This is a genomic window from Streptomyces sp. NPDC002520 (assembly GCF_053595235.1).
In genome coordinates this window covers 192,683-205,655 of the sequence record NZ_JBSFXG010000006.1, presented here as the reverse complement: position 1 = coordinate 205,655, position 12,973 = coordinate 192,683, and the positions used below count along the sequence as shown (strand labels likewise).

Annotated in this window: 11 protein-coding genes; 2 read left to right on the top strand and 9 right to left on the bottom strand. The window is 69.2% G+C overall.

Going from position 1 to position 12,973, the window contains the following annotated elements:
- Positions 1 to 96 precede the first annotated feature (96 nt).
- The 6 genes from ACWD5D_RS12150 to ACWD5D_RS12125 are packed head-to-tail and all read right to left on the bottom strand — an operon-like array spanning position 97 to position 6,055.
- The gene (locus tag ACWD5D_RS12150) at positions 97 to 783 is read right to left on the bottom strand and encodes a class I SAM-dependent methyltransferase (protein WP_450704957.1); all 687 of its coding nucleotides are present in this window, start codon (positions 781 to 783) and stop codon (positions 97 to 99) included.
- Positions 784 to 812: 29 nt separating this feature from the next.
- Positions 813 to 1,388 carry a class I SAM-dependent methyltransferase gene (locus ACWD5D_RS12145; protein WP_450704956.1) on the bottom strand — a complete coding sequence of 192 codons (576 nt, stop codon included), beginning with the start codon at positions 1,386 to 1,388 and terminating at the stop codon, positions 813 to 815.
- The gene (locus tag ACWD5D_RS12140) at positions 1,385 to 3,325 is read right to left on the bottom strand and encodes an ABC transporter ATP-binding protein (protein WP_450704955.1); all 1,941 of its coding nucleotides are present in this window, start codon (positions 3,323 to 3,325) and stop codon (positions 1,385 to 1,387) included. The genes ACWD5D_RS12145 and ACWD5D_RS12140 overlap by 4 nt, the downstream gene beginning before the upstream one ends.
- On the bottom strand, positions 3,322 to 4,704 hold the full coding sequence (locus ACWD5D_RS12135) for an MFS transporter (RefSeq protein WP_450704954.1): 1,383 nt from the start codon (positions 4,702 to 4,704) through the stop codon (positions 3,322 to 3,324). The genes ACWD5D_RS12140 and ACWD5D_RS12135 overlap by 4 nt, the downstream gene beginning before the upstream one ends.
- Positions 4,701 to 5,165, bottom strand: a complete 465-nt coding sequence (locus ACWD5D_RS12130) for an NUDIX domain-containing protein (protein ID WP_450704953.1) — start codon at positions 5,163 to 5,165, stop codon at positions 4,701 to 4,703. Before ACWD5D_RS12130 ends, ACWD5D_RS12135 begins: the two co-directional genes overlap by 4 nt.
- A complete protein-coding gene (locus ACWD5D_RS12125; RefSeq protein WP_450704952.1) occupies positions 5,162 to 6,055 on the bottom strand; it encodes a phosphotransferase in 894 nt (297 codons plus the stop codon). Before ACWD5D_RS12125 ends, ACWD5D_RS12130 begins: the two co-directional genes overlap by 4 nt.
- Positions 6,056 to 7,080: 1,025 nt before the next feature.
- Here ACWD5D_RS12125 and ACWD5D_RS12120 point away from each other — a divergent pair.
- Positions 7,081 to 8,862 (top strand): NUDIX domain-containing protein, encoded by a 1,782-nt coding sequence (locus ACWD5D_RS12120; protein WP_450704951.1) that lies wholly within the window; start codon positions 7,081 to 7,083, stop codon positions 8,860 to 8,862.
- Between the two features lie 158 nt (positions 8,863 to 9,020).
- Here the strand turns inward: ACWD5D_RS12120 and ACWD5D_RS12115 are convergent, their stop codons facing one another.
- The 3 genes from ACWD5D_RS12115 to ACWD5D_RS12105 all read right to left on the bottom strand — a co-directional run bounded on the left by ACWD5D_RS12115 (position 9,021) and on the right by ACWD5D_RS12105 (position 11,672).
- Positions 9,021 to 9,983 carry a phosphotransferase gene (locus ACWD5D_RS12115; RefSeq protein WP_450704950.1) on the bottom strand — a complete coding sequence of 321 codons (963 nt, stop codon included), beginning with the start codon at positions 9,981 to 9,983 and terminating at the stop codon, positions 9,021 to 9,023.
- An 82-nt stretch (positions 9,984 to 10,065) separates the two neighbouring features.
- Entirely contained in the window at positions 10,066 to 10,476 is a 411-nt protein-coding gene (locus ACWD5D_RS12110) for a GNAT family N-acetyltransferase (protein ID WP_451372612.1), read from the bottom strand.
- Between the two features lie 80 nt (positions 10,477 to 10,556).
- A complete protein-coding gene (locus tag ACWD5D_RS12105; protein WP_450704947.1) occupies positions 10,557 to 11,672 on the bottom strand; it encodes a hypothetical protein in 1,116 nt (371 codons plus the stop codon).
- Positions 11,673 to 11,895: 223 nt separating this feature from the next.
- On the opposite strand from ACWD5D_RS12105, the gene ACWD5D_RS12100 reads away from it, so the two are divergent.
- Positions 11,896 to 12,729 carry a tyrosine-protein phosphatase gene (locus tag ACWD5D_RS12100; protein WP_450704946.1) on the top strand — a complete coding sequence of 278 codons (834 nt, stop codon included), beginning with the start codon at positions 11,896 to 11,898 and terminating at the stop codon, positions 12,727 to 12,729.
- Positions 12,730 to 12,973 lie beyond the last annotated feature (244 nt).

Sequence of the window (12,973 nt, the reverse complement as noted above, 5' to 3'; positions counted from 1 at the left end):
GTCCGCTTGCCGAGACCCCCGCCTGACCGGCGGGGGTCTCGTCGTCTGATCGTCCTCCGACTGGACACCGGCTCGTACGCGACGTGTGCTGCTGATTCAGACGTGCCGATGAGCTCGGAAGAGACGGACGGAGACGGGGTTGCCGTCATCGGGCGCGTCGAGCACATCGACTGCGTCGACGAGGAGGCCGTTGTCGACGAGAAGGTCCTCCCACAAGGTCGGTGACAGCACCCACATGTGGACCATCAGCGGATCGCCGCCGGCGAGCGGGAGGAGTTCGGGGCGGGGTGCGACGCTCGGTGAGGGACCGCGGCCGTCGGAGTTGGTGTGCAGGACGGAGAAGCACAGGAGCCCGCCGGCCTTCAGAGCGCAACGCAGGGTCGGGAGCAGAAGGTGCGGGTCGATGTAGCCGAAGCCGTGGATCGAGTAGATGACGTCGTACGGCTGAGCCTGTTGCAGATGCTCCACGGCGTCGGCGTGCAGCAGGTTGAGTCCCGGCACGGTGGCGTACCGGGCGAGGGCGCGTTCGTGCTGGGTGGGGGAGGCCTCGACGGCGTCGACCACGGCGCCGTACTCCCGCACCAGATGGGCGGCGTACTTGCCCAGCCCGGAACCGAGGTCGAGGACCCGCTTGCCGGACAGGTCGCCCAGGACCTCGGCACCGGGGCCGCTCGGCCAGAAACCCCAGGCGATTCGGTCGACTTCGGCAACGTCGGTGGCCCGTTCAATGTGATGCCGGCCGTACGCGGTCCAGGCCGCCAGATTGGCGTGATCGCTGCTCAATGGGGTCCTCTCCGATCGAGGGTGGAATGTCACGGGCGCAGGGCGAAGCACGCCAGCAGGTCGAGGTCGGCGGCGGTCACGCCGGACCAGCGGGCGGTGAGGAGTTCGACGTCGGGCGCGGTGATGCCCAGGCTCTTGAGGGGATCGTCGTCGGAGCGCCGGTCGGCGAGCTCGGTGACCACCCAGAAGGTCCCGCTGGGGACGAGGAGTTGACGGACGCGTTCCAGGAAGCCTGCCTTGTCGGTGATGAACCGGAAGACGAGTCGGCAGGCGATGACCGCGTACGCCTTGTCGGGCAGCTCGCCCAGGTCGTCGGCGGCGAAGTCCATGACCCGGAACTGAGGGTGATCGCCGGTGCCCGCTGCGCCATCCTTGGCGAGGGCGATGGCGCTGGGTGCACAGTCGATGCCGGTGGACCGGTAGCCGAGCTGGTGGTGCAGATGGCGGACAAGGGAACCGTCGCCGCACCCCACATCGAGCGCTGGCCGCCCGTGGCCGGGGCCGAGGTGTTCGGCCATGAGCTGGGCCTCGGTGCCGGTGATCTGCCGGTAGCGGCGGCCGGCGGCCCACCGAGGCTCCCAGTAGTCGGCAGCAGAGGCGCTCACGCGTTGTTCCCTTCGGTGCGGTAGGCGGCTCGGTCCTGCTGCAGGAGCCACAGTTCCTGCATGAGTCCGGGCTGACTGATCAGTTCGTGGAAGGTGCCTTCCTGCACCACGCGGCCTTTGTCCATGACGACGATGCGGTCGGCGACGGAGGTATTTGCGAGGTTGTGGGTCACCAGGACGACGGCCCGGTCACCGGCCATGTCGCGCAGCCCGGTGAAAATCCGGTGCTCGGCCCGCGGGTCGAGGTCCGAGGTGGGCTCGTCCATGACGAGCAGTCCAGCGTCCCGGTGCGCGGGTCGGGCCACCGCGATGCGCTGCCACTGTCCGGGAGACAGCGCCACACCGCCCCACCACTCCCGGGCTAGCAACGTGCCCAACCCGGAGCGGAGGGTCTTGATCACGTCGTCGGCTCCGCTGGACCGCGCGGCGCGATGGACGGCCGCGTCGCCGTCGGCGTGCGGCTGGCCCAGGGTGATGTTCTCGCGCGCGGTCATGGGCCAGCGGGCGAAGTCCTGCGGGACCACGGACGTTTGCTGCCACATCGCGTGCGGGTCGAGGTCGCAGACACTGACGCCGTCCCAGGTGACGACGCCCCTGGTTGGCAGGTTCAGCCCGGACAGCAGTTTCATCAGGGTCGACTTGCCCGAACCGTTCTCCCCGACAACGGCCACGATCTCGCCCTGGCGGACGTCGAAGTCGACGTCATGGAGGGTGTCTTCGTCCGCCCCCGGATACCGGAAGGAGACGTTCCGCAGGGCGATGTGGCGCGGCCGTGCCGGTGTGCGGGTGCCGCGGTCCAGACGCTGGCCGGCGGCCTCCGTGACGAACCGCTCCCAGTCGTCGAGGTAGAGGCCGGTGCGCAGCAGGTCGCGGCCGTAGCCGACGAGTCCCTGCAGACCGGTGGCAGCGGTGCGCAATGCGAAAACGGCGGTGCCGGCCGATGCGGCCGAGATCCGGCCGGTTGCGAGCAGCCCGAACACCGCACCCCACACCGCCGAGGAGGCCAGCCCGGAGGCGGCGGCACCGATGGCGGCGATCTTGGCTCGGTCCCAGGCGGCGGCGTCGCTGGTGGCTTCCACTCGCTCGGCGCTGGCCCTGTACTTGGCGAGCAGGTAGGGGGCCAGCGTGTCGGTGCGGACCTGGTCGGACTGGTCTTTGGCGATCAGGTGCCAGCGCAGCATGGTCTTCACCCGCCGGTCCTTGTGGGTGGCGACCACCGCGAGGTAGGTGATCCGTTCCCCGCGGATGCCGGCGATCGCCTGCGGCACGGCCGCCAGGAGCAGGAGAGGCAACAACAGCGGGTAGAGGCTGGCGAGGACGACCCCGGCCGCGATCAGCGTGGTGAGCGAGGAGATGTAGTTCTGGGACTGGCCGATCATGTCGCGGCTGACGTCGACGCCCCGCTCGGCGGCGTCGTAGCGGTCGTTGAAGCCGGGGTGGTCGTAGGCGGCCTGTTCGGCGTTGGTGGCCGCCTCCAGCATCTTGTACTCCGCCTCCCGGGAGATGCGGGGCGAGAGCCGGTTGGACAGCGCCTGGATGGCGATGCCGAGCAGCGCGCGCAAGCCGGCCGTCCCGGCGAGGACGGCCACGGCCGGGATCGCGGCGGGCAGTCGGCTGGGATCGTCGGCCGTCTCGATGAGCACGGAGAGCGCCGCGGTGGTGGCGAACAGACCGAGCGCCCCCGAGATCCCGGAGATGACCTGGCAGACCAGCAGGGCGACGACGGTGGTGCGGTCGACCTCCCAGGCCAGGGCGAAGGTCCTGCGGATCAGTGAGGGAAGCCGGCGGGCCATGGTCCGTCCGGTGAGCAGGTCGGCCAGCTCCAGGCTGTCCCCGCCGGGGTGGTTGAACGCCAGCTCCTCCTCGGCGGCAGGCGGCGCATTTACGTCGTCGGCCTCGCCGCTCTCGCCGTGCAGGCGGTCAGCGGTCTCCGTCATCGCCGGTTTCCTTCCTGCTGGTGAAGGCGTGGGTCGGCAGCGGCCGGGACCTCCGCCGCTGAAGGGGCATCACCACCGGGATCGGCGGCCGTCATCGGCAGGGCACGCAGCGAGCGCAGCGGGGAGGAGGCCAAGACGACGAGGGGGACGAGCAGCAGAACGGTGCCGGCGACCAGGGCGCTGCGTACCCCGTGCAGGGTGCCGATGGCTCCGGCGAGGGGTGCGGCGAAGGGGCGTGAGCCGCCTGTGAGCCAGGTGCTGACCGCCTGCATGCGTCCCTGCAGGCGGGGCGTGGTGATCATCTGCCTGATGGAGCGCTGGGTGGTGCCGACCGCCGCCGCGCACATCAGCTGGACGGTGAGCGCGGCGCCGATCGCAATCTGCCAGGAGCGCCCCGGCGACGCGATCAGCAGGGGAAGCTGGGTGATCGGGGTCAGGATGAGCCCGGTGAGCATCATCGGACCGGGTCCGATCAACTGGGTCAGGCGCGGGGCGGACAGCGCTCCGGCGCAGCTGCCGAGGGCAGCAGCACCCATCACGAGGCCGAACGCCGTCGCGGTGAAGCGGAGTTCGCGCAGTAGGTACAGCGCCCACACGGTGTTGAGCACGCCCAGGGCGAAGCTCATGGTCGAGTTGGTGAGGGTGAGGGTGCGCAGGGTCGTGTCGGCGAAGACGTAGCGCACGCCCTCGGCGATCTCCGAACGCAGCCTTTCTCTCCCGGTCTGAGGCGGCGGCGGGGGCTCGGGAATGCGGATGCGGGTCGTGCACCAGGCGCTGACGGCGTACGAGAGAGCATCCGCGAGGAGGGCGCGGGCCGCCCCCAGGAGGGAGACCAGGGCCGCGCCGAGGCTGTTGCCGGCCGTCGCGGAGAGGGAGAACAGGCCACCGATCCGGCTGTTGCCGCGCTGCAGCAAGGAGCGGTCCAGCAGGGTGGGCAGGTAGGCGATGGCGGCGGCGTCGTGGACGACCGCCGCCGTGGCCTGGAGGAAGGCCACCGCCATCAGCTGCTCCAAGGTGAGCCGGCCGAACGCGGCAGCGAGCGGCAGGGTTAGCAGCAGGACCAGGCAGGCCAGGTCCCCGCCGATCATGAGGGGCCGTTTGGGATGCCGGTCGGCCAGGGCCCCGGCGTGCAGGGCGAACAGCAGGCTGGGCAGCTGGGTCAGGAACGCGAGCAGGGACACCTCGAGCGTGGACGCGTTCAGCTCGACCACGGCCAGGTAGGGCACGGCCACGCTGCTCACCGACGATCCGGCGACGCTGGTCGCCTCGCCCGCCACGTAGAGCACGTACGAGCGGTGACGCCACAGAACCTGAGGGCCCACCCGTGGCGGTGCGGAGCCGAGAGCCGGGCGCGGGGCGGGCTCAGGAGAGGCCGTCATGCCCCACCCCCGCTGGCTGGGACGGTGATGTTTCCATAGAGCCGCCCGGCCATGAAGTTCGCCAGGACCTGCCGTGTGTAGGGGTGGCAGTCGGCCGGCGGATTTCCGGGATCGATCCACAAGATCGACTTGTGCTTGAGCGGCTCGGCGTTGCGCGGTTCGCCCTGCCACCGCTGCGCGGTGAACACCACACCGATCACACGCAGCCCGTCGGGACCCCGATAGTGCACCGTCTGGCAGAACTCCAAGTCGTCATGGGCGACTCGGACACCGGTCTCCTCGTGCAGTTCGCGGAGCGCGCCCTCGTCGAGGAACTCGTCTCTCTCCAACTTCCCGCCGATCACAGTGACCTGGTTCGGAGAGGTCTCGGACGTGCTGCTGTGCCGTACCGCCAGAATCCGCCCGTCGCCACGCTGGACCAGCACCATGACGTTCGCCGGGCTCAAGTGCCCCTTCTTCATGCGGCCTGCACCTCCAGCCGGGCCAGGGTGGCCCGCCCGCGTTCGACGATCTCCAGGTCGTGGTTGGGCACACCCCAGGCGATGGCGCTCACCGCATCCAGCACGCACAGGCAGCGCAATGCCCATCGCTCCTCGGCGGTGAGCGCGCGGCCGAAGCCATCCAAGAACGCTCGCTGAAGGTCGGGACGGCCGACCCAGGATCCGCAGGCGAGGGGGACGAGGTCAGCGACCGCAGCGTGCGGACGGGCACGTTCCAGGTCCACCGCGCCGAACACGGAGGCCGCGGGGCCGCGGTCGAGCAGCCAGTTGCGCTCCTGGAAGTCGCCGTGGATGTAGCCGGCGGCCAGCGGCCCGAGCCGGCCAAGCGCGGCCGCGTACCAGCGGACGGTCCGCCGGTCTCGCGGGCTGATCAGGTCCCCGGCCCGGTCCAGATGCCTCTCGCACCCGTCAGCGGTACGGGCGACTTCGGCGGCGGCGTCCGCGTGGTCCTGGGCCGACAGGTCTCCAAGACCGCCGTGAAAGCGCCGCAGCCAGACGCCGGCCCACCGGTGCAGCATGCGCTGCTCGGCGGGGCGGAGGCGGAGCGACGTCACCATGCGGCCGGGTACTACCGACAGCAGCAGGGCCAGCTGCTGCGGGTCGGCAGCCAGCAGCAGGGGTGCGGTGCCCGGCTCCATGCCTGGCGCCACTTCCCGCAGGGCGCGGGTGTCGCGGCCGAAGGACGTCGGATTCGGTGCCAGCTTCACGAAAACGATCGAGGTGGCACAGGTCAGCATCCACACACGGGAGTTGGCGCGGTCGCGGGAGACATCGCGCACCAGGTGCACCGGGCCGACGACAGTCTGGGCCCACTGCAGGAGGGCGGGTGGAATCGGCTTTGTGACGCTCATGCCCCCCACCTCGGTTCCGGGCGTGACGGATCCGCGGCGAAGGCACGGCCGGCGGCCACGGCGGGCGCGAGGTGGACCCGCTGTTCGAAGGCAGGAGGGACGGGGGTGTGGGCGGGGACGGGATTCATGACTACCTCCTGGGAAGAGCGGGTGGCATGTGCGACACAACAACTCGGCTGCTGGGAAGGCCGTTACGGGCAAGCGGAGGCGAAGTGTCGGTCAAAAGTTCGAGCATGTTGGGCGACCTATGCGGGGACTGGGTGATGAGGCCGTGACGTGCTGTTCGACCACTCGCACAGGGGGTCGTCACCTGATTGAGCGATTGCGGCAGGCGACCAAGCTCGCCTCCGGCACGCGCGCCGGATGGATCACGGGTGCGCGGCGTCGGCCGTGCCTGAGCCGCTGGCCCGGTCTGTCGGGCGGGGAGCGGCGGCGCTCGGCACGCTCTGCAGGCGCAGTGGCGGCCGTCCGGAGCACGGGGAGACAGCGGACGCTGCTCCGCTCTGCTGGCTGTCAACGCGCTCCTCCGGATCTGCGGTGTCGTGGCAGCGCCGCCACAACCGTGGCAGGCGACATCGAGCCCTGGATGTGGAGTGCGGGAGGAACCCTCGGGCACGGCACTGACAATCAGCGGGGCCCCAGGCTGCGATCCGGACAATCCGAGCGACCGTTCGACGACGGGCCGACTGCCGCGGCCCGGCCCGATGACCTGCGCAAACGAACGAAGAAAGGATTCATGAACCAGGCCGCCGAACCGCGAAGTTGAGCGGCTGCCAAGATGGCTGGATCTGCCCGAACCGTGGCGCCGGCCGGCGTCCTGACCGGGATGGCCGACCCCTGACACGGCAGGTCGGCGGCTAGCATCAGCACCTCGCAATCCACCGCTGGAGCCCGTGCTCTAGACGCGGTGCGTGCTCACGGAGGCGACGCGCCGACAGGTTCGGCGCTGCGGTCCGAAGCGCCTTCGCACTCCGCGCTACCAGGGCCGCGAGCAGGCCGCGATTTCCAAGGAGTTGACGAGCAGCATGGGCATTCCCGCGGCGCACATTCACGACGTCGTGACCGGCTACCTGCGCCGGTACCCCGACGAGCAGGCGCTGCTGCAGCCGCTGCTCGACCGCGTCGCCGCCGGCAATGACGTCACCCGGCGCACCAACTACGCGGGGCACGTGACCACGTCGGGCGTCGTGGTCGACGAGGCGGACGAAGTCCTGCTGATCCACCACCGCGCCTCGGGTCGGCGAATCCAGCCCGGCGGACACTGTGAGCCGAGCGACCGCACGGTGCTGGACGCCGTGCGGCGTGAGATCGGCGAGGAGACAGGCGTCACCGCACTAGAGCCGTACAGCGGCGGCGAACCGATCCACATCGACGTCCACACGATTGACGCCCGCCCCGACAAAGGGGAACCCGCGCACACGCACTTCGACATCCGCTACCTCTTCCGGACCCGGGGAATGGCGGAGGTGACCTTGCAGGCCGAAGAGGTGGCGGGCGCTGAATGGTGCGGTCCCTCGCAGCTGGGCGACCCGGTGCTGCGGGCCCGCGTCCTCGCCTCCCTGGGCCGGCCGCAGCCAGACCGGCCCGCCGAGGAGGACCCGTACGGCACCCTCGTGGTCATCACGAACCAGGCCGGCAAGGTGCTCATGCATCTACGCGACGACATCGAAGGAATCTGGGCGCCCGGCACCTGGACACCCATGGGCGGCGGAGCCGAGCCGCAAGACACCAAACCGCACGCCACCGGCGTCCGCGAGCTGCACGAGGAAGTCGGCCTCCGCGGCGTCGAGTTGACTCCCATGTTCACCGTCGACTCCGACGGCTATCCCGTCCACGTCTTCCACGGCCGGTGGGACGGTGACCCGGACACGCTGGTGCTGACCGAAGGCACCGCGCTCGCCTTCATCGGGCCGGAGGACTTCGACAGGCTCCCGATGAACGCCTCCGTGAAGGCCGACACCCGGCGCGTGCTGGACCTCATCACTCCCAAGCCGGCTCCGTACGGCTACGGAACCCTCGCACTGATCAGCAACACGGCCGGACACCTGCTCATGCACCTGCGGGACAACAGACCACAGACCTGCTGGCCCCGCACCTGGTCACCCAACGGCGGCAAGCCGGAAGCCGAAGACGTCGGACCCTTCGGCACGATTCGCCGAGAAATCCGTGAAGAGATCGGTCTGGACGTGCCGCTCGAGCACCTCCTGACCCACACCGCCGCCGACGGGCACCTCACCTACGTCTTCCGTGGCCGGTGGGACGGTGACCCGGAGACGCTGGTGCTGACCGAGGGCACCGCGCTCGCCTTCATCGACCCCAAAGACATGCGCGGACTGCCGATGAGCCCACTTGCCCGGTACGCGGCCCTCAGCGGACTAACCACCGACCTTGAAGCCCAGGCCCGCGCGGACGGAATCCGCGACCTGGGCGCCGCAGGCGTCATCGTCCACGACGGGCGATTCCTCATCGTGGGGCGTAACCCGAGCAACGACCCCGGAGGCGTGTGGGAGATCCCCAGCGGGCTGCGCGAGAGGAACGAGTCCATCCTGGACTGCCTCATCCGTAAGGTCGCCGAGGACACCGGCCTGGCCGTCCAGACTGTCGACCGGTACCTGGGCTACTTCGACTACACCAACGGCCGCGGCCGCATCAGCCGGAAGTTCCTGTTCACGGTCACCGTCGACAAGCCCGGGCCGATCGCCCTGAGCGAGCACAAGCGCCATCAGTGGGTTGGTGACACCAGCGAGCTACCGTCCACCAACCCCGAGCTAAAAGCCTTCCTGGACTCGCACGATCCGCTGTCATGAGGCACACGGCACCACCCCGCACGCGCGAGGACCGAAACCCCCCTGCCGGCCGCCACGACCCGTGCGGCCCTGACCGCGGTCCAACGACAACACGAGCACGCTGGTCGGGCGATGTCTCTCGCCGAAGACTGGGACCACCGTGGCATGGCGGGGCGTGCTCAGCCACAGCCGTGCCAGGGGTTGTCGGGGCGCTGCAGGAGCCGTGCGCGGGCGTGCTGAGTTTCGAACTCCGGGGCCCGGGCGTGGCGTTGCTTCCACAGCACGGCCAGCCAGCGCAGAGCGCAGGTGCGCTGGGCGGCGAGGAAAAGGTGCCGGTTGGCGGGCGTGATGCCGAGGTCGGGCACGAGCGCCATCCAGGTGGCGTCGGGGATATCACGGGCGCTGATGTGCTCGATCAGGTCGGCGGCGTCGAAGAAGGCCGTGCTGTACCCGCTGTACTCGAAATCGACGCAGGGACTCGTGGCGCCGTCGCGTAGCCAGTTGAGGAGGTTGGAGTCGCCGCGGGAGAACACGGGCGGGGCCGTGCACTTGTTCAGGAGTTCGGCGTCGCCGGCGTCGTGCCAGGCCGTGAGCAGGGCGCGCATCGCGGCGGTCAGGGGGTCGTCTTCGTGACCTGCGAGGAGCTGCGGCCAGCTGCCCGTGAGCCGCTTCATGTAGTGGGCGCCGGAGTCGATGCGCTCGAGCTCGGCGAGCAGACCAGTCAGGGGCACCCTCTGCAGACGGTGCGTGGTGTGAGCCAGGCCCGTGAGCGCGGCTTCGCGGTCGGCACTCTCCAGAAGCGGTGTGCCCTTCAGCAGTGTCATGCCGATGGCGGGGACGCTGTCGTTGGTGTCGAGCCACAGTGGGCGGGGGACGTCGGTGACGTCGTGCTTGGCGAGCAGGGTCAGGGCTGCCCACTCGCGGTCAACGCGGCGGCGGTGGTTGCCCTTGGCGTAGAGCTTGAGGCAGATCTGCCCGTGACGCGGGTCGTCCCAGGCGTAGACGTGGTTTTGGAAGCCGCCAGTCAGTGGGCGCAGGCCGTGGTGCTCCAGTGCTTCCCTGAGGCGGTCTTCGCTGCCGGTGCGGGCGTCGCGCAGCTCGGCGAGTAGAGCGATGGGCGGGGCGGGGCACGTGGTGTGCATGCGGGGTACTCCGTGAACCTGATGGTCGGCGTAGCTGGCTGGGGGCGCGGCAGGCTCGGTGACTGCCGCGCAGTTCTCGAAGTCACAGGGCCTTGCGCAGCGCACGGTTGATCTTCGGGTTGCGGCCGGCTCGGTACGGAGAGATCGTCACGTATCCGTGCGCTTCATACAGTGCGAGGGCCGCCCGATTGAGAGCGCCCGTCTCGAGCTGCATGTGGTCAAGGCCGTGGGCGCGTGCGTCGTCCTCCAGGGAGCGGAGGATCTGTCGGCCGAGAGCGCGGCCGCGGGCCTCCGGCTGGACGTACATCCGCTTGATCTCGCCGACGCCTGGGCCTAGGAGATGCCATCCTCCGCAGCCCAGCGGTCGACCAGGGGGATCACAGGCCAGGAGAAACAGTCCGCGGGGCGGCACGAATTCGTCAGGCGGCGTATCGGACGGGTCGTCGGCGTACCCGTAGAGGGCGACCTGTGATGCCCGGAAGTCCCTGAGCATTCGCTGCACGGCCGGGGAGCCATAGGACGACGGAGTGATGGACCACGGGAAGGGCGGCCGGGGAGGAGCTGTGGGCGCTGTCATGCCGCGAGGACCTGGAACTCCGTCTCACCGAACCCGCGGCCGTTGACCTGGAGCTTGAGGGTATAGCTGCCAGGCATGAGCGGCACGGTGGCCGTGGAGCGCAGGGAGTGCTGTTTGCTGAGAGTGGTGGTCTGCCCGGTCTCGACGGCCGTCGTCTTCAGCACGTAGACCTTCTCCCTGCGCTTGTTCGTCTTAGTGGGTGAGGAGATCACGTAGTTCACCCGGAGCTTCGCCGACGCCACTGCCGTCAGGTCTGCGGAGAACACCAGGCTGTCACCGATGGCCACTTGGGTGCGCTCAAGACGGATGGGGGAGACCTCCACCGGTGGGTTGCTCGGGTAGCCGAGGAACTCGCAGGCGGCGTCATCACCCGCCTTCAACCGGGTACGCAGCGCCTCACGCGCAACGAAGTCGAACTCCCTGTCCTGGAGGCGGCCGGCCGTCTTCCAGCGGCCGAGTGTGTCGAGGACCAGGCCGAGGTCCTCCTCGGCGATGTCGTGAAGGTGATTGGCCACCGACTGCCGCACGAACCGGCTGGTGTCATCGCAGAGCCGGTCGAGCAGCGGGAGGCCGGCGTCGACGGCGAGAGGGACCTTGATGGACCACGGCAGCCGCGGACGGGTGCATTCGCTCGCCAGGCGGCGCACCCGGTGGTCGGGATCCTCCGTCCACGACTCGATGACCTTGAGCGTCGCGTCGGGGAAATCACGGAGGAAGTACCGCATGGCGTCTTCGGCCGAAAAGTACGCGGTCATGCGCCTCAGCGCGTCGAGCGCGGGCTCAAGGTCTTCGCGCGTCCGGCAGTGACGGGCGACGTAGTCGGAGTGCGGCGCGTAGATGTAGAGGCCGAAGTCTGAGTCCGCTCCGGCTTCCTCCGGGCTGGCGGGCAGCGACCGCAGCAGGATCTCGACCGCCTGCAGGCCGGTGGCGGGAAGGTGGGTTTCCAGAGCCTGGCTCGTGCGGGCGATCCGTTCCTTGAGCTTGAGGCGGGGCAGGTCGGCCAGGACCTCGCTGGCGAAGGCCTCGGCGTCGAAGCTGGGGCAGACCGCGCGTACCTCCCTGCCGATCCGTCGGATTCGGGTCTCGCTGAGCGCATGCTCCCTCTCGGCCATGTCCGCACCATAGCGAGCGAGGCGAGGCGGTCCGGCAACTCGCCGCTGGGACCTCGTCTCAGCCAGTCGTGCGAGGACGACACACCGGGCGCTGTCCCTGGAAGGGCGGCTGCCGTCATGCGATGGGCGGCTGGGGGCGCACGAAGGTATCCGGTGTGCGCCTTTGTGCTTCAAAATGGGGCCGGTCTCTGGTTTGTGAAGCGGAAATGCATTTAGCGATCAATTGCTGACTGAAAATGGCGGAACTTCACCGGCGACAAAGGTAATTCGTCTCGCTATTCTTAGGGTCATGACGCGCCCACAGATATCCGAAGAGGCGGCAAGTCACCCACTCCAGAGCCATGCACTGGACGTACCGAACGTGCGCAACTTCCGGGACGCTGCAATACTCCCGCTCCGAACCGGACAGCTCTACCGGTCAGGATCTCTGAACCGGCTCACCGAAGAGGGTGCAGAGCGCATCAACCAGCTCGGCATTCGTACAGTCATCGACCTGCGCGGTAATACGGAGACGGCCGTGTGGCCGGTCAAGGGGCATAACGCGGGCGTTGAATGGGTCTCCCTTCCTGCGCTCCCCGACCGGGCGGGTCTGGTGGAGCTTGGCTTCACGGACTTCTCTGGTTTCGACGGCAAGGCCTGGCCGGTCGATCCCGCACAGCTGTACCCCTTCATGGCGGTGTACGCCGGGCCGGCGATCGGGCACCTGGTGCACCGGCTGATCCGGCCGGGTACCCTGCCCGCGATCATCCAGTGCGCCGTCGGCAAGGACAGGACGGGCCTCGCGGTCGCCGTGATCCAGTCCCTCCTCGGGGCCCCGTGGCCAGACATCGTCGACCACTTCGTCCAGTCGAACATCGAGCTGATGCTGACGGCTGGTCCCACCTCCTTCGTCGACGAAGAAGGGGTCACGCGCTACTCGCACCCCGTGACCGAAGAACTCCTCGGGTCGGCCATGGAAGCGATCAACCGCACACACGGCAGCCTGACCTCCTACATGGAGGATCACGGAGTCACCGCGGCGGACCTGGCTGCGCTTCGCTCGCTCCTGGTGCCCTGACCTGGTTCCTGCTGGCGTGCCCTCGGCGTAATCGCCGGGGGCACCTGTGTTGCGCCAGTTAGGACGGGGGCGAATCTGAGCCATCCTCCGCCGAGGCGTGCCGACGGAGGCAATGCGGGCGACCAGGAGACTCCTGCTTCATTCGCCCTGGACAGGCCAAGCGACGGTTCGATCCGGCGTCGTCATCTGCGGTCCGGGGATAGTCTGATTCGATCTTGAATGCGGCGCAGTTTCATCACTCTGC